The sequence below is a fragment of the Bacillus sp. TCT6 genome (genome assembly GCF_056033845.1).
The window spans coordinates 2,879,094-2,894,545 of sequence record NZ_JBVYHX010000001.1 but is presented as its reverse complement, the minus strand read 5'-3'; the positions used below and the strand labels follow the sequence as shown (position 1 = coordinate 2,894,545).

Annotated in this window: 16 protein-coding genes and 1 pseudogene; 11 read left to right on the top strand and 6 right to left on the bottom strand. The window is 35.5% G+C overall.

Annotated features, from left to right (window positions below; translation table 11 throughout):
- Positions 1-66 precede the first annotated feature (66 nt).
- The 9 genes and pseudogenes from AC0ONG_RS14725 to AC0ONG_RS14685 all read left to right on the top strand — a co-directional run.
- Positions 67-2,457: a penicillin acylase family protein gene (locus AC0ONG_RS14725; RefSeq protein WP_127725876.1), complete on the top strand. Its 2,391-nt coding sequence runs from the start codon at positions 67-69 to the stop codon at positions 2,455-2,457.
- A gap of 552 nt (positions 2,458-3,009) precedes the next feature.
- Complete coding sequence (locus AC0ONG_RS14720; RefSeq protein ID WP_000762792.1) at positions 3,010-3,837, top strand: helix-turn-helix transcriptional regulator; 828 nt, start codon at positions 3,010-3,012, stop codon at positions 3,835-3,837.
- A 293-nt stretch (positions 3,838-4,130) separates the two neighbouring features.
- Positions 4,131-4,370, top strand: a complete 240-nt coding sequence (locus AC0ONG_RS14715; RefSeq protein ID WP_000997179.1) for a cupin domain-containing protein — start codon at positions 4,131-4,133, stop codon at positions 4,368-4,370.
- Between the two features lie 201 nt (positions 4,371-4,571).
- Positions 4,572-5,639 carry a glycoside hydrolase family 113 gene (locus AC0ONG_RS14710; protein ID WP_000739768.1) on the top strand — a complete coding sequence of 356 codons (1,068 nt, stop codon included), beginning with the start codon at positions 4,572-4,574 and terminating at the stop codon, positions 5,637-5,639.
- Positions 5,640-5,728: 89 nt separating this feature from the next.
- Positions 5,729-5,920, top strand: a complete 192-nt coding sequence (locus AC0ONG_RS14705) for a DUF378 domain-containing protein (RefSeq protein WP_000670804.1) — start codon at positions 5,729-5,731, stop codon at positions 5,918-5,920.
- Between the two features lie 207 nt (positions 5,921-6,127).
- The gene (gene serC, locus AC0ONG_RS14700; RefSeq protein ID WP_000442926.1) at positions 6,128-7,210 is read left to right on the top strand and encodes a 3-phosphoserine/phosphohydroxythreonine transaminase; all 1,083 of its coding nucleotides are present in this window, start codon (positions 6,128-6,130) and stop codon (positions 7,208-7,210) included.
- Positions 7,211-7,222: 12 nt separating this feature from the next.
- On the top strand, positions 7,223-8,395 hold the full coding sequence (locus AC0ONG_RS14695; protein ID WP_000490235.1) for a 3-phosphoglycerate dehydrogenase family protein: 1,173 nt from the start codon (positions 7,223-7,225) through the stop codon (positions 8,393-8,395).
- A 13-nt stretch (positions 8,396-8,408) separates the two neighbouring features.
- Positions 8,409-9,656 carry a DUF1015 domain-containing protein gene (locus AC0ONG_RS14690; protein ID WP_098437320.1) on the top strand — a complete coding sequence of 416 codons (1,248 nt, stop codon included), beginning with the start codon at positions 8,409-8,411 and terminating at the stop codon, positions 9,654-9,656.
- Positions 9,657-9,743: 87 nt separating this feature from the next.
- Positions 9,744-9,944 (top strand): annotated as a pseudogene (locus AC0ONG_RS14685) (hotdog family protein); the annotation flags it as partial.
- Between the two features lie 61 nt (positions 9,945-10,005).
- Here AC0ONG_RS14685 and AC0ONG_RS14680 read toward each other — a convergent pair.
- The 3 genes from AC0ONG_RS14680 to AC0ONG_RS14670 form a co-directional block, all read right to left on the bottom strand.
- Entirely contained in the window at positions 10,006-10,401 is a 396-nt protein-coding gene (locus AC0ONG_RS14680) for a DUF3224 domain-containing protein (RefSeq protein ID WP_000454103.1), read from the bottom strand.
- A gap of 75 nt (positions 10,402-10,476) precedes the next feature.
- Complete coding sequence (locus AC0ONG_RS14675; protein WP_127725875.1) at positions 10,477-11,508, bottom strand: S66 family peptidase; 1,032 nt, start codon at positions 11,506-11,508, stop codon at positions 10,477-10,479.
- On the bottom strand, positions 11,502-11,744 hold the full coding sequence (locus AC0ONG_RS14670) for a hypothetical protein (protein ID WP_098829102.1): 243 nt from the start codon (positions 11,742-11,744) through the stop codon (positions 11,502-11,504). The genes AC0ONG_RS14675 and AC0ONG_RS14670 overlap by 7 nt, the downstream gene beginning before the upstream one ends.
- Positions 11,745-11,779: 35 nt before the next feature.
- On the opposite strand from AC0ONG_RS14670, the gene AC0ONG_RS14665 reads away from it, so the two are divergent.
- Positions 11,780-12,421 (top strand): F0F1 ATP synthase subunit alpha, encoded by a 642-nt coding sequence (locus AC0ONG_RS14665; RefSeq protein WP_016077469.1) that lies wholly within the window; start codon positions 11,780-11,782, stop codon positions 12,419-12,421.
- A 331-nt stretch (positions 12,422-12,752) separates the two neighbouring features.
- Complete coding sequence (locus tag AC0ONG_RS14660; protein ID WP_000747488.1) at positions 12,753-13,592, top strand: YitT family protein; 840 nt, start codon at positions 12,753-12,755, stop codon at positions 13,590-13,592.
- A gap of 213 nt (positions 13,593-13,805) precedes the next feature.
- On the opposite strand, the gene paiB is transcribed toward AC0ONG_RS14660, so the two are convergent.
- From paiB to AC0ONG_RS14645, 3 genes are read right to left on the bottom strand one after another with little or no spacing between them, the layout of a single operon-like run.
- Positions 13,806-14,429: a protease synthase/sporulation negative transcriptional regulator PaiB gene (gene paiB, locus AC0ONG_RS14655; protein WP_000275827.1), complete on the bottom strand. Its 624-nt coding sequence runs from the start codon at positions 14,427-14,429 to the stop codon at positions 13,806-13,808.
- 23 nt (positions 14,430-14,452) lie between these two features.
- Positions 14,453-14,971 (bottom strand): spermidine/spermine N(1)-acetyltransferase, encoded by a 519-nt coding sequence (gene paiA / locus AC0ONG_RS14650; RefSeq protein WP_000207056.1) that lies wholly within the window; start codon positions 14,969-14,971, stop codon positions 14,453-14,455.
- A gap of 25 nt (positions 14,972-14,996) precedes the next feature.
- On the bottom strand, positions 14,997-15,449 hold the full coding sequence (locus AC0ONG_RS14645) for a MarR family winged helix-turn-helix transcriptional regulator (RefSeq protein ID WP_000658986.1): 453 nt from the start codon (positions 15,447-15,449) through the stop codon (positions 14,997-14,999).
- Positions 15,450-15,452: the final 3 nt, after the last annotated feature.

The window sequence follows — 15,452 nt, the reverse complement described above, 5'->3', positions numbered from 1 at the left end:
TTTTTTAATGTTTTTAAAAGGTTCATTCTCAAAAAGAAGCGAATAGTGTGAGAAAGGGGTGGTTATATGGAGGTAGTTATAAAGAAGAAACGAAAAAGGGGAAGAAGAATTTTTATTTGGGCTAGTAGTATCGTTCTCCTGTTAGTTATTTCCGCTGCGATTTTTTTGAATATATATACGCTGAAATCTATGCCAAAGATAGATGGAACGATAAAGCTAGAGGATTTACAACACGCTGTTACGGTGAAGCGGGATAGTAAAGGTGTCCCGCATATTAAATCGGAAAATGCACATGATTTATATTTTTCACAAGGGTATGTACAAGCGCAAGATCGGTTGTTTCAAATGGATTTAAGTAGAAGACAAGCTTCTGGTATGTTAAGTGAAGTTGTTGGGGAAGCAGCTGTTGACCGAGATAAATTGTTTCGAACACTCGGTTTACGGCGAGCGTCAGAAGCTTCAGTTAGTCAATATGATGGAGAAGCAAAATATGCCCTGCAGTCATTTGCTGATGGGGTGAACGCTTTTATACGTGAGGCGAAAAAGGAAAAGAAATTACCAGTTGAGTTTACTATATTAGGTTATGAACCTGCTGAGTGGTCAATTGTTGATACTTTAACGATCGGGAAGTATATGGCGTTTGACTTAGGAGGACATTGGCATGGACAGGCGTTTCGATATTGGGCGCTGAAAAACCTTCCGAAAGAGCAAGCAAATGAGCTATTTCCTAAATATCCGAAAGATGCTCCTAGATTGCTAGCTGAACTGAAAAATACAAATGTGGACGTAGCGCAAAGTTTTTCAAAAACGATAATTCCGCCGGAGTTTAACGGTAGTAATAACTGGGTTGTGAGCGGTGAGAAGAGTGCATCAGGTAAGCCAATTTTAGCAGATGATCCTCATTTATCTCTTGCGACGCCTTCTATTTGGTATCAAACGAGACTTGAAATGCAAGGTTTAAATGTGAGTGGCGTTATTTTCGCTGGAGTACCAGGTGTTATATTAGGACACAATGACAAAATAGCGTGGGGCGTTACGAATACAGGGCCTGATGTGCAAGATTTATATATTGAGAAGAGAAATCCTAATAATGAAAATGAATTTCTGTATAACGATAAATGGGAGAAAGCTACCGTTGTAGACGAGTCTATTAAAGTAAAAGGCGGGAAGACAATTCCTTATAACGTTACAATTACGAGGCATGGACCAGTAATTTCAGAGTTTGCGAATAAGGGAAAGGAGAAAACGAAAACCGTATTCTCTTTAAAGTGGACAGCTTTAGAACCGTCAGCTGAGTTAAAAGCTGTATTAAATATGAACAAAGCAAAAGACTGGACGGAGTTTGAAACCGCTCTTCAAGATTTCCATACACCAACGCAAAACTTTGTGTTTGCATCAAACGATGGCACGATTGCTTATAAAGCGAATGGAAATATACCAGTGCGTAAAAAAGGCGATGGTAGCTTGCCTGTTCCAGGATGGACAGATGAATATGAATGGGAAGGATATATTCCATTTGATCAGCTGCCGAAAGTTATAAATCCGAAAGAAGGTTTTATTTCAACTGCGAATAATAAAATTGTTGATAATGATTATCCGTACCATATTAGCAATACGTGGGCACAGCCATATAGGCAAATGCGTATTCAAGAATTTTTGCAAGAGAAGGAAAAGTATACGGTGAAAGATTTAGAAGAGTTACAGATGGATCAAAAGAATTTATACGGGAAAGAGTTTACTCCTATATTTTTAAAAGAGTTAAATAAAGCATCTTTAAATGAGGTAGAGAAAGAAGGTGTAAACCAATTAACAAAGTGGAATTTTTACGATAGTAAAGATGAAGCGGCACCATTAATATTCCATTTATTAATGAAAGAGATTTCAAATACGTTATTTTCAAAAGAAATACCGAAAGATGTAATGAAGTTATTTGAAGGGAAGTCACAAGTTGTTGATGAATTGATTCGAAAAGAAGTAGCGGGAGAAAATAGCGCGTGGTTTACGAAGTACGGAGGTTTCACAAAAGTTGTGCATACATCGTACGAGAATGTAATGAAGAAATTGCAGAAGGAATATGGACCGGATGTTGGAGAGTGGAAGTGGGGCGATTACCATCAACTCGCTTTTACACATCCAATTTCAAAATCATCTAGTATGTTAGCACTACTCGCTTTTAATCGTGAGAAACCAGTCCCGATTGGTGGAAGTCAAGTTACCGTGCAAGCAGCGAGTTACGGCGATAACGGCATTGTAAATCACGGAGCGTCTTGGAGATTCATTATTGATACGAAAGATATGTCAAACGGTTATCATATAGTGGGACCAGGACAATCGGGACATTTTAGAAGTGATTGGTATCATGATCAAATAGATGATTGGGTAAGTGGAACGTATCATACGACTACATTGAATACGGAGGGAATAGAGGGGAAGGTGCTAAATTTAGAACCGAAGTGATAGGGGGTTTTTGTTTGTGGAGGGACTAGTAATAATCTTTTTGATAATGAAAGCTTATCATTTAGAACATAACCCAGTTCTTAAATAATTTTAACAGCCAGCCTACTATCATTTAATTTGATAGTAGGCTGTTTCCATCTTCGAAATACGCTGTAGCAACTTCTTCAGGATTACGATTATTTCCACATGCTGCAAGTGCTGTAACAAATAAAGCCATTACAACTATTAACATGATTATTCCAGTTTTGAGGGGAATTAGTTAACAAAGACCAGGTATTATTTGCAACAGAACGGTCCCTCTGTACCCCTTGTTTCGTCATTTTTCTACGCCATCCAACTTGACAAATGTTTTTTTATCAAACTACAATGAAAATCATTATCAATAATATAGGGAGGATACTTTTGTCAATAAATGAAAAACAATATATTTATAGGTTAATAACCAGATCTTGTTAAGTCGTATGTACTATTTTTAGTTTAGCGTTGCCCAGAATGTACACCAATTAATCTCGCGAATTACAAGAAAATTATTATTGAAATGAGGCGTGCATTGTGAAGTTGGACGTGAATGAGTTAGCAGAGTATCTTGCCAATAATCCTTTCCGAGTAGAAGGAGTATATCGTTATGCTAAAAATCCAGGTGTGCCTTGTGCTGAGTCTACAGATTCTTTCCCAGGATTTGTATTTCCACTTACAGGGAAGACGCAATTTCAATTTAATGGTACGCCGTATATCCTTTCCCCAGGAAAAGTTATACATGGGGGTGCAAAAATGACATTAGCCCATAAAATGCTTGGTGAAATAAACTGGGAATATATTCTTGTTTTATATCAGATAAGCAATCCAGAACGAGAAGACTCTGGCTTTACTCATCAGCATTTTGAATTATTAACAGGACAATCTCCTCGTCTTGTCGAATTACTTATGCGTCTTTGGGATGTGTATAATCAGCGTGGAGGCATTTCGATGCTTCAGACCGAAATGCTGTTTCGCGAAGCGTTGAATGAAGCTTTATTAAGTGTTGTCAATAGAGAAAACAACTATGAGTCGCATACTTTATTCGAACGAATATCTAGTTACGTTCGCAAATACTATTATAAAGATATTACAATACATACGCTTACAGAACAAAATAATGTTAATCGAAATCGTCTTTCTTACGTGTTTAGAAAGCATGCAGGTATGGGGCCAGCAGAATATTTATTGAACTATCGTATAAAGATGGCTCAAAAAATGTTATGTACAAGTGGTGTGCCTGTACAACAAATTTCGCAGGCTGTTGGAATTGCAGACCCTTTTTATTTTAGTAGAGTTTTCAAGAAGCGAGTTGGCATTTCGCCTACTAAATATCGCGAGAAGTTCATCAATAATCCATACTAATGTCAACAGGGGTCCATTCTTATTTGAAAATCACTGTTCTATACTTATGGAGAGTTAAAGGAAACATTGGATTGAAAGAACTTTCATTGAAATCACTCCTTTGTACTATCTGAATGAAAAGTTCTGGCCGGAGCATTTTCTTTTTAAGCGTAATGACGACTTTTTTACTTAGATTATTGTAATATAGTGGAAGTTAAAAATGAGGAGGGATTATTATCCATTACCAACCTATTAAACTAAATGACGAGTTATCTAAAATTAACGATTATTGGTATCCACGAGTGATTGGTGAAATGAATGATGATCAAATTCAGCTTTTTAAAGCTAATGGAGATTTTATATGGCATGAGCATCCTGATACGGATAAGCTATTTATTGTGCTTGAAGGGGAGATGTTCATCGATTTCCGTGATGGACAGGTGAAAATTTCTAAGGGCGAGATGTTTATTGTCCCGAGAGGCGTTGAGCATAAACCTTTCACTGAAAAGGAATCCCACATCATGTTGGTAGAGCCTAAAAGGGAAATGGATTGATAATCGTAAAAAGATAAAAAAGGAGCGGAAATCCGTTCCTTTTTTATTTATCTTACTATTTTTAGGGGCTTAGTATGAGTAAGATGTGAATAAAGGATGAATAGCATTTTTATCAATAAAAATTTATTGGATTTTTTGTGGAATATATATGAAACGTTGTATAAAATAATCAAGAAAGCCAAAAATTATAGGGGGAAAGTTGTGAAGAAAAATAAGAGTTTAATAAGTTTTTTAGGAGTGTTTATTATGTTGTTTTCTTTTTGTTTTCAAGGAAATGTACAGGCAGATGTAAATACTGTTCAATCTGGAAAAATCAAATCAGGAAACGTAACAGTATGGGAAGTTGGAAATGTAGCGAAAGTATTAGCGGATGTGGAGCGCTTAAATTTAAATACAGTAAATGTACCGATTCAGGTAGATATCCCAAATGTGACTTCTACTAACATGGTAATTAATCAAGCGCAAAAGCAACAAGCTATTATTTTAATTCAAGAATTATTAAAGCGTAATATTCAAGTTATAGTGGAACCGTTCCCGTATATTCAGCAGGGGAATGTTGGAGAGACAGAATGGAACCCAAGTAACATTAATGATTTCTTCTGGAATTGGAAGACGGTTATTCTGCAAGATATTTTTAATTCCATTACAAGTAAATACAATGTGTATGGACTAAAGATTGCTTCTAATTTCGTGAATATGGAGTATGCAGAAGGATACTGGAGCGATACAATTGATTTTGTTCGTAATCAGTATAAAGGAAATGTTTTGTATCAAATGAACTGGTGGTTAACAGCAAGCTGGGACCCTTCTTATGAAGCGAAGTTTAAAGAGAAAATCAATCGTCCGTATTTAAAAAAGGTGGATATTGTAAGTATTGATAGTTGGTTTGAAGTTTCAGGAAAAAGAAATCCAACATATGAAGAAGTAAAGAAAAGTTTATTTGCGACGACAGTGTATAATCGTGGGCAAAATGTTGTTCAGCAATTGGAACAATTACATAATGCAACAGGAAAACCAGTTTACTTCGGTGGGTTTAACGTTCCGGCGCGTGAACTTGGATTACAAAATCCATGGAATCCAGATGTTTCAAATGTGTTTTCGAAAGATGTACAATTAAATGGATGGCGTGCTTACCGCGATGTATTAGAACCGAAACCATATTTTAAAGGTTTTTCAATTTGGTTTATTGGCTCTAATGATAGTACACATGCGTATCAAATACATAGTAAAGAAGCAGAGGCAGTTATTAACGGGTGGTACCGAAAATAAATTTTATAAAATAGGTAAGTTTTAAAGTTTACTACATATATTTCTAGTGAAAGGCCTTTCACCATCTTATCACCTAGGGGGCAATCATAATGAAATTTTTGTCTTACCTTACAGTAATTTTGGTGATTCTCGGCGGTTTGAATTGGTTATTTGTAGCGTTAGATTACAATGTAGTTGAGAAATGGTTTGGTTCTATGCCGGCGCTTGTGGACACTATTTATTGGCTCATTGGTCTTTCTGCTATTTATCAAATTTTTGATCGGTTCTTTACGAACGACTAGCTATTATTATTCTATTATTAGAGTGTTAAGTGCGATTATGTACTTAACACTTTTTTATGTATATATAAAAAGTCTGCACTTGCAAGCGATTCCATCGCGTCTTGCGTCGTAATAATAGAAAACAAATTGACCACATATTATATTTTAGGTTATAATTCAGAAAGTTTAAAAAATAATCAAATGAGAAATAGGGAGGTTATGAGGGTAATGGAGAGAGTCTATAATTTTTCAGCAGGACCATCAATACTCCCTTTGCCAGTTTTAGAGAAAGTGCAAAAGGAGCTTGTAAATTATAACGGGACAGGCATGTCTATTATAGAAATGAGTCATCGATCTTCTTATTTTCAAAGTATTATAGAGGAAGCGAGTAACTTACTTCGTGAATTAATGAGCATCCCTGATGAGTATGATATTTTATTTTTACAAGGCGGTGCGTCATTACAATTCTCTATGATACCGTTCAACTTAATGAATACGTATAAAAAAGCTGGATACGTACTAACTGGCTCATGGTCTAAAAAGGCACTACAAGAAGCCGAAAAAGTTGGGGAAGTACAAGTGATTGCTTCTTCCGAGCAAGAGAAGTTTACTACGATTCCTAAACTGGACGGTTTATTAAGTGATGAAAAACTAGATTATGTACATATTACAACGAATAATACAATTGAGGGGACAAAATATGTGGACATTCCACATGTAGAAAGAGTGCCGCTCGTTGCGGATATGTCCTCAAATATTTTATCAGAGCGATATGATGTTTCGAAGTTTGGTCTTATATATGCGGGGGCGCAAAAGAATTTAGGACCTGCGGGCTTAACGATTGCTATTATAAAAAGAGATTTAATTGGGGGAGCAGATCGCTCTTGTCCGACAATGTTAAATTATGAAACTTACAGTAAAAATAACTCCTTATATAATACACCGCCATCCTTTAGTATTTACGTAACAAAACTTGTACTAGAGTGGTTGAAAGAGCAAGGCGGAGTATCTGCGATTGAAGAACAAAATAAAATGAAATCTTCACTTATTTATCATTTTTTAGATGAATCTAAATTGTTTACTTCACCAGTTGACCCTGCGTATCGATCACTTATGAATATTCCATTTACAACACCGTCAGAAGAGCTGAACAATGAGTTTTTACAAAAAACGAAAGAACGCGGCCTTGTTACGTTAAAAGGACATCGCTCAGTCGGTGGTATGCGTGCAAGTATTTACAATGCGATGCCAGTGGAAGGTGTAAAACAATTAGTAGATTATATGAAGGAATTTGAGCTTGAGAATAGATAGGGAGATGGGGATATGTTTCGTGTTCAAACGTTAAATCAAATTGCAGAAAAGGGTTTGCAAGTTCTTGACGGAGAGCGTTATGAAGTAGGGGATAGAATGGACCACCCAGATGGTATTTTACTTCGCAGCTATTCTTTACACCAAGAAGAGTTTTCAAAAGACTTAAAGGCGATTGCAAGAGCTGGTGCTGGTGTAAATAATATTCCTGTCGAGCGATGTACAGAAAAAGGGATTGTAGTATTTAATACACCAGGAGCGAATGCCAATGCAGTAAAGGAACTTATTATCGCCAGCCTTATTATGTCTTCACGTAACATTATTAACGGTGTAAGCTGGACGAAAAATTTAGAGGGTGAAGAAGTACCGCAGCTTGTTGAATCAGGAAAAAAACAATTCGTTGGATCAGAAATTGCAGGAAAACGTCTAGGTGTAATTGGCCTTGGCGCAATCGGTGCTTTAGTTGCGAACGATGCGTTAGCGTTAGGGATGGACGTTATTGGATATGATCCTTATATTTCAGTTGAAACAGCTTGGCGTCTTTCTACACATGTGCAAAGAGCATTTAGCCTTGATGAAATTTTTGCAACGTGTGATTATATTACACTGCATATTCCTCTTACAAATCAAACGAAGGGAATTATTGGGGAACACGCTATAGAGAAGATGAAAAAAGGTATGCGTTTATTCAATTTCTCAAGAGGAGAACTTGTAGATGAAAATGTTCTTCAAAAAGCGTTAGAAGAAGATGTTATTACGCATTACGTAACAGACTTCCCGAATGAAAATGTGATAAAGATGAAAAATGTAACAGCGACGCCTCACCTTGGTGCATCTACGTCCGAATCAGAAGAAAACTGTGCATTCATGGCAGCGCGCCAATTACGTGAATATTTAGAGACAGGAAATATTCGTAATTCAGTAAACTATCCAAACGTAGAATTGCCGTATATCGGAAAGAAACGAATTACAATTATGCATCAAAACGTCCCGAATATGGTAGGACAAATTACAGGATGCTTAGCGGAACATCATATTAATATTGCCGATATGATTAATCGTAGTAAACATTCTTGGGCATACACAATGATTGATATCGATAACGGAATTGATGATATAATAAAAGAGAATATTGTAGAAAATATAAGCAAAATTACAGGTGTTGTAGCCGTTCGAATGATTGTGTAAAGGAGAGAGGAATGTGGCAAAAATACGACCGTTTCGGGCCATTCGTCCAGTAGAGGAAAAAGCGGCACAAGTGGCAGCTTTACCGTATGACGTATTAAATAGTGAAGAGGCAAGGGAAGTTGTAAAAGGGAATCCATATTCTTTCTTGCATGTTGATAAAGCAGAAATTGATTTAGACCCGGCACTTTCACCGTACGATGATCGTGTATATGAAAAAGCGGGTGAAAATTTAAATCGATTTATACGAGAAGAAGTGTTCATTCAAGACGAAGAGCCAGCGTTATACATTTATGAACTGACGATGCAGGGAAGAACGCAGTCAGGCCTTGTCGTTTGTACATCTATTGATGAGTATGAAGATGATACAATTAAAAAACATGAGAGAACGCGTCATGAAAAAGAGCTAGATCGTATTCGTCACGTAGATGTGTGTGATGCAAATACGGGTCCTATCTTTTTAACGTATCGTACAAAAGAAGAGATAAAGCATTTCATTGCCAGCTGGAAAGAAGAACATGCGCCAATCTATACATTTACAGCAGAAGACGGCGTTAGGCACGTTGCTTGGAAAATAGCTGATGAAGAAGTAATTGCAAGTTTAGTAAACTTATTTGAAGATATTCCTAACCTGTACATTGCAGATGGACATCACCGCTCTGCATCAGCTGCAAAAGTAGGGATCATGCGAAGAGAACAATATCCGAATTACACAGGAGAAGAAGAGTTTAATTTCTTCTTATCTGTTTTATTCCCTCAGGATGAATTATCGATTTGGGACTATAACCGAGTTGTAAAAGATTTAAATGGTTTATCAGAAGAACAGTTTTTAAAACAAATAGCGCAATACTTTTATGTAGAAGAAGCGGCTGTTTCTCCGTATAAACCAAATGAGCCAAAAACATTTGGAATGTATGTAAATGAGAAGTGGTATAAGCTTACAGTGAAAGAGGAAACGTTTGATGCGAATGATCTCGTGAAAGGTTTGGATGTATCTATTCTGCAAGATCATTTATTAAGCCAAGTACTTGAAATACACGATCCGCGATCTGATTCACGCGTTGATTTTGTCGGAGGAATCCGCGGGTTAGAAGAACTAGAACGCCTTGTAAATAGCGGTGAATATAAAGCAGCGTTCTCACTATATCCGACATCAATGGAATCGTTATTAGCAATCGCAGACGCTGGAGAAGTTATGCCGCCAAAATCAACGTGGTTTGAACCGAAACTGCGCAGCGGGTTGTTTGTACATTCTTTAAAGTAAATATAGACTTCTACAGTTTTGAAAAACCGAAATGATTATAGTTTCGGTTTTTCTTATTTTAAAAGAGTTTTTGAGGAGGGGCATGGGATGAAATTACAAGTAGGCGAAAAAATCACCTTTGAACGAACGTTTACAAAAGAAGATGTTGCGTTATTTACGGAAGTATCGAAAGATGAAGGTGTTCATCATGTTACACCAGATGAGCAGGGGAGATTCGTTGTACAAGGACTATTAACATCAACGCTGCCTATAAAAATTGGTGGTGACTATAACGTACTAGCTCGTCAACAAAAAGGACATTCCTAGTATTACAAGAAATGTCTTTTCCACTAAATTATAGGATATTTTGCTAAAATTCCAACTCTAAAATTAGTTTACTGGTTTGACCTGTAAACTGATAATTATAGGACCCTCTCAGATTTTCTAAGTTACCAGTAGCTTTAATAATTGTTCCTGGGGAATCTAAATTTCCTTTATCAAATATTCCTTGCTCTATAGCTGTAAATGTCCCTTGTTGCCCCTTATAAATTCCTTCAAAGTGTAAAAATCCAGAAATTTTAGCAGTAGCTAAGTGACCATCATTTATATTTGAGTCTAAATAATATAAGAAGTATTCAACAAAAGCTTTTCCTTTTAATTCACCATCAATATCATATTCGACATGTGCAATATTAATAGGGAAATCTTTTCTAGTATCATCGATTGGTTTTTCATCCCATTTACTTACTGTAAATGTTACTTCCATACACGTAATCTCCCTCCAATTATATACTTTTAAAAAGTACCAATTCACAGACATATCTCATAGGAGTGTTTTTATTCATTCCACGCCACTCTCTAAAATAGAAAAAGATACATTTTCACAATCAATTTCTGCCAACGCGCCGTAAGGTAAAATAAACTTTGGCTCGGTATGGCCAAAATTTAAATTATAAAGAATCGGTAAATCTTCTAAATGATGTTCCTTCATAACCAGCAGTATTTCATGTTTATATTCTTCATAATATTGTTCATCTTTCGGTTTACCGAAGATGATACCTTTTGCTTTTTGCAGAATACCTTGCGCTGCATAATTTCGTAACCAATATTTTATATAACTTGGTTCCGGATGATCTTCAGAGGTTTCAAAGAAAAGAATACTATTCTCCCAATGTTTTTTCTCAGGCCAAAGTTCCGTTCCTTTTGCAAATTCCAGTACTTCTATACAACCACCAATTAAACGCCCTTGTACAGTAGTAGAGCCTTGAAGTAGCCCATATCCTTTGTTTTGCTGCATCGTACGTCTTGTATCCTTATTACTCTCTATCCATTCTAAACGCTCACTCGTCCATTCATGAGCTGGTTGAATTTCGTCAATCGTTTCATTTGAAAAGAGAGTTCGATTTACCATTTCAACTGTATATGGATCCATCTCTACATTTTCAGCAAAATCAGTCAAAATTGCTGGACCGTATAAAGAGGAAAGGCCTGCTTTATGACAAAATAAATGTGAAATAGTAACGTCAGAGTACCCCATAAAAATTTTCGGGTTTTCGCGTATCACATTAAAATCTATATAGGGGAGTAACCGGATGCTATCTTCACCGCCAATATTCGCGATAATTGCTTTCACGCGTGTATCTTTAAATGCAGTCATTATATCTTCCGCACGAGCCTCTGGATTGTTATAAAGGTATTCGCTACCTTTTAAACTATTTGGCATTGGGATAACGGTAAGACGAAAAACCTCTTCTAATCTTTTTACTCCTTGCTCATATCGCCATCTTATTTCAGAATCACCTGCTCCTCCCCATGAAGGACTTACTGTCGCCACGATATCTCCTGGCTGTAATCTCTTTGGTTTTATTAACATATGAATCCCGCTCCTACATAATGTAATGAACTACGGCTATACAAATCGTAGCGCTGAAAAATATGATGCATAACATTAGCTTCTTCATCATCAACAATTTCACCTGCTGTAACTCGAGAATCTAGACTCATTGTTGTATATTTAAAAATTACAGTATGCAACATTGCATGAGGAAAACGGTTGTTATTTTCACGACCTGTAACTATAATGATTACAGGTTGGTCGATACCAATCAAACAAATACAATCATCATGAATGGAGATGTTTCATAATGGGTATGAAAAAAATAATTTTAGCAGGTGCTTTAGGGATCGCAGCATTATCAGGAACAAATTTACCAGGACTAGAAGTAACAAAAGCGAGTGCAGCTTCTATTGAATCGAACTTCTCGACGTTAGAAGGACGAGTAGTAGAAGTAGATAACGGTGTAATTGTCGTAAAATCTAAGCAATACGAAGAACCTGTTAGTGTGTATATTGATTCATTTTCAAATGTGAAAGTAGGAGATGAAGTAAAAGCTACTGGATCTATGATGCGTAATTTTACAGAATATATGGTTGCAACTGCAGTTGAAAATACAACAAACAAGTTAGGTATGCACATGAAAGAAGATGGCTCACCTAATTATGTAATTGGAGAAGTATCAAAAGTAGGAACGATGGAAGATGAGGGAGACGGTGCTACTAAATATGTTGTAGTTGAGTATCCATCGCTAAATGGGAAGAAAGATATTATTGATGTTTTCTTAACAAAGGGACAAGTATTTAATGTGGGTGAGAAAGTGAAAATTGATATGGAGTATGTGGGCTGGGGTGGTATTTCTATTAACTGGAACACAGTTGATCATATTGAAAAAGTTCATGAAGCAAAGACGAACGCTGAAAATAATGATGATGTATGGATTTGGTCTTAATAAGGCGAGTATAGGTCGTTATTTGCAATTTTCTCCAAACAATACATGTAAAAACTAAATGTATCATGCAGTACCCATCTAATTCTCATTGCGTATGACAATTAGATGGGTACTTTTTTATTTGAAATTTGTGCAAGTCAATGTTTAGCATTTCTTTTTAAGAGTAAATTACGGTTGAAATCAAAACTTTATTTGCAGTACATAATAAATAATGTTGATTTTTTATCTTATATTAAAATAAAAACAAACCACTGTTCGATTTGAATATTCCACGATATAATAGTGAGAGTTTATGGCAGAATAAATATTTACATAAGAAGTGAGGTACTGTATGAAAAAAAGAACGACAGACATTATTTTTATTATTATCGGTGCATTTCTTTTTGCGTTAGGTGTTAATTTGTTTGTTATCCCGAACGAGTTTGGTGAGGGTGGGGTAACAGGTATCACGATTATTACGTACTATTTATTTGAATGGTCACCGGGCTTAGTTAACTTAATTTTAAATGCGATTTTGTTAATAGCCGGTTATAAGTTTTTAAATAAGATTACAACAATTTATACGATTATCGCTGTAGTTACGAACTCGCTATTTCTTCATTTGACAGAAGGCTGGACGATTGCTTCGGATGAAATGCTTGTAAATGCCATTTTCGGAGGAATATTTATTGGGTGCGGGATTGGTCTTATTATTCGCGTTGGTGGAACAACTGCAGGTACTACCATCTTAGCAAGGATGACGCATAAATATTTAGGCTGGAGCATTAGCTACGGTCTACTGTTCTTCGATTTAATTGTTGCGTTTTCATCTTATTTCATCATTGGTGCAGAAAAACTGATGATAACAATTATTATGCTATATGTAGCAACGAAAGTGATGGAGTTTGTAATTGAAGGTTTAAATCCGAAGAAAGCCATTACGATTATTTCTGATAACCCGAATGAAATAGCTGGGAAGGTAACTACCTTAATGGGCAGAGGGGTTACTGTGTACTCAGGTCATGGCTATTACACGAAAACTCCAAAGGAAATTCTTTATGTTGTTATTAATAAGCAAGAAGTAGTGAAGCTAAAGCGGATTGTTCAAACTACGGATCCGGCGGCGTTCATCGCTATACACGATGTTCGTGATGTGTTCGGAGAAGGATTTGTTGATATTTCGAAGGCTTAGAAATTATTTTTGATTAAAATAATCTTAATACTAAAACGTAAGAATCTATTTTGAATAATCTTTTTTCAAAATAGATTCTTTTCTAATGGATCTATATTTATAATTAACCCCCATGCACTTTAAGCTCAATCTTTTACGTTCTAAAGAAAACTGCCGATAAAGCCCTCCAGTCTTTTCTTTAATTTTGAAATGTGAGAGTTGAATTACAATGAATTATATGTGATTGTTTAATCTATTCCCCATGAGTTTTGCCATTTGTTTCGCATCTGGATTTCCTTCATCGTACAATTTATCAATAATATTACTATAATCCCTCTCATTCCGATTTTGACTTAATTTATATGCAGCCTGGATGTCTCCTACTTTAATTTTAAACCCAACTATCCCTTTCAGTTCATTTTCTAAGAGAGTGGGGGAAAGTTTATCCCATAATATTGGATTTTCACGATGTTCTTCATATTTTTTCAACATTGTTGTTAATTCATCTATTAATTCCTGTTTATCTAAAATACTTGCTTTACCATATATATGAACGGCTTGATAATTCCATGTTGGAACTTCTTCATTTTCATACCAAGAAGAAGAGATGTAAGAGTGCGGTCCCTGAAACATTACAAGAACATCTTCGCAGGTTTCAAATGTTCTCCACTGGGGGTTCCCATAAGCCATATGTCCAGTAATAAAATAGTCATCACCTTGTTTAGTTAATCCAAAGGGCAAATGAGTTGCGATTGGTTTCTCTTTTTTAGTTGTGACGATTGTTCCAAAAGAGTTTTTTTGAACAAAATCCCAAATTTCATCAACATTTGTGACTTTAAAATACTTTGGAATATACATAATAGCCCACCTTTCAAAAAAAGTTATATGAGTGTTTTGATCATTATAAGGTCAACTTGTTCGTCATCGCCCATATAAAAGGAATGAGAGCCAGCTTGTACAAAACCTAATTTCTTATAAAAAGCAATAGCATTTTCATTTTTCTCCCATACGCCTAGCCAAATATTCTTTTTATTATGTTCTATTGCAATTTCAATAGCATTATTTAGTAGATATTTACCAAGACCATGTTTTTGAAAGGAGCTCTTTATATAAATTCTCTCTACTTCAAGTGATTCATTTCCCATTTCTTCAGACTGAGCATCATCAATATTGACCTTTAAATATCCAGCAATTTCATCGTTAAAGTAGACAAAAAAGAATTGAGAAGAGATATTGGATAATTCTTTTTCTAATTGTTTTAAGTTAAATGCCTTTTCCAAATAGTGATTCATACTTTCGGGTGAATTCTGATGTTTAAAAGTCTCATTAAATGTTTCATAACTAATATCTTGAAGTCTGTGTATATCTTCAAGGGTGCACTTTTCTATATGTGTAGTCATTTGAATAGTTCGCTCCTTTATATAATCAATAATTTCTCTTATTTCCCTTTTTTACAAATTCCCAATCTTTTTCTATATTTTTTCTTACTCTTTGAAGAAGATTAGAAATAGTTTCCGCTTCTGTTTCCGAAAATCCCTCTAATGCAACAGTATTTGAATAATCGTTTTCTCTTTTAATAAAAGGATAGACATTTTTCCCTTTTTCTGTTGGGAAAAGTTTTTTGATTTTCTTGTTAGATTCATCTTCTTTCTTTTCGATAAATCCATTGATTTCAAGCTTTTTGATAGCACGGGCTGCGGTTGTACGATCTACTTTTATCATCTCAGATAGCTTTTCTTGAATGATTCCTGGGTTTTCACATATTCGCACAAGGTACAAATACTGACCTTTTGTAAGCTCATATTCTTTAAATTCTATATTACTAATAGAATCTAATGCTCTTGCAATCATGCCAATTTCACGAAGAATTTCTTTCATAAT

What these genes read in the sequence shown, in the direction of transcription:
- AC0ONG_RS14725 (WP_127725876.1), top strand. Translation starts at nt 67, where the DNA reads ATGGAGGTAGTTATAAAGAAGAAACGAAAAAGGGGAAGAAGAATTTTT.
- AC0ONG_RS14715 (WP_000997179.1), top strand. Translation starts at nt 4,131, where the DNA reads ATGAATGATGATCAAATTCAGCTTTTTAAAGCTAATGGAGATTTTATA.
- AC0ONG_RS14705 (WP_000670804.1), top strand. Translation starts at nt 5,729, where the DNA reads ATGAAATTTTTGTCTTACCTTACAGTAATTTTGGTGATTCTCGGCGGT.
- serC (WP_000442926.1), top strand. Translation starts at nt 6,128, where the DNA reads ATGGAGAGAGTCTATAATTTTTCAGCAGGACCATCAATACTCCCTTTG.
- AC0ONG_RS14695 (WP_000490235.1), top strand. Translation starts at nt 7,223, where the DNA reads ATGTTTCGTGTTCAAACGTTAAATCAAATTGCAGAAAAGGGTTTGCAA.
- AC0ONG_RS14680 (WP_000454103.1), bottom strand. Translation starts at nt 10,401, where the DNA reads ATGGAAGTAACATTTACAGTAAGTAAATGGGATGAAAAACCAATCGAT.
- AC0ONG_RS14675 (WP_127725875.1), bottom strand. Translation starts at nt 11,508, where the DNA reads ATGTTAATAAAACCAAAGAGATTACAGCCAGGAGATATCGTGGCGACA.
- AC0ONG_RS14665 (WP_016077469.1), top strand. Translation starts at nt 11,780, where the DNA reads ATGGGTATGAAAAAAATAATTTTAGCAGGTGCTTTAGGGATCGCAGCA.
- AC0ONG_RS14660 (WP_000747488.1), top strand. Translation starts at nt 12,753, where the DNA reads ATGAAAAAAAGAACGACAGACATTATTTTTATTATTATCGGTGCATTT.
- paiB (WP_000275827.1), bottom strand. Translation starts at nt 14,429, where the DNA reads ATGTATATTCCAAAGTATTTTAAAGTCACAAATGTTGATGAAATTTGG.
- paiA (WP_000207056.1), bottom strand. Translation starts at nt 14,971, where the DNA reads ATGACTACACATATAGAAAAGTGCACCCTTGAAGATATACACAGACTT.
- AC0ONG_RS14645 (WP_000658986.1), bottom strand. Translation starts at nt 15,449, where the DNA reads ATGAAAGAAATTCTTCGTGAAATTGGCATGATTGCAAGAGCATTAGAT.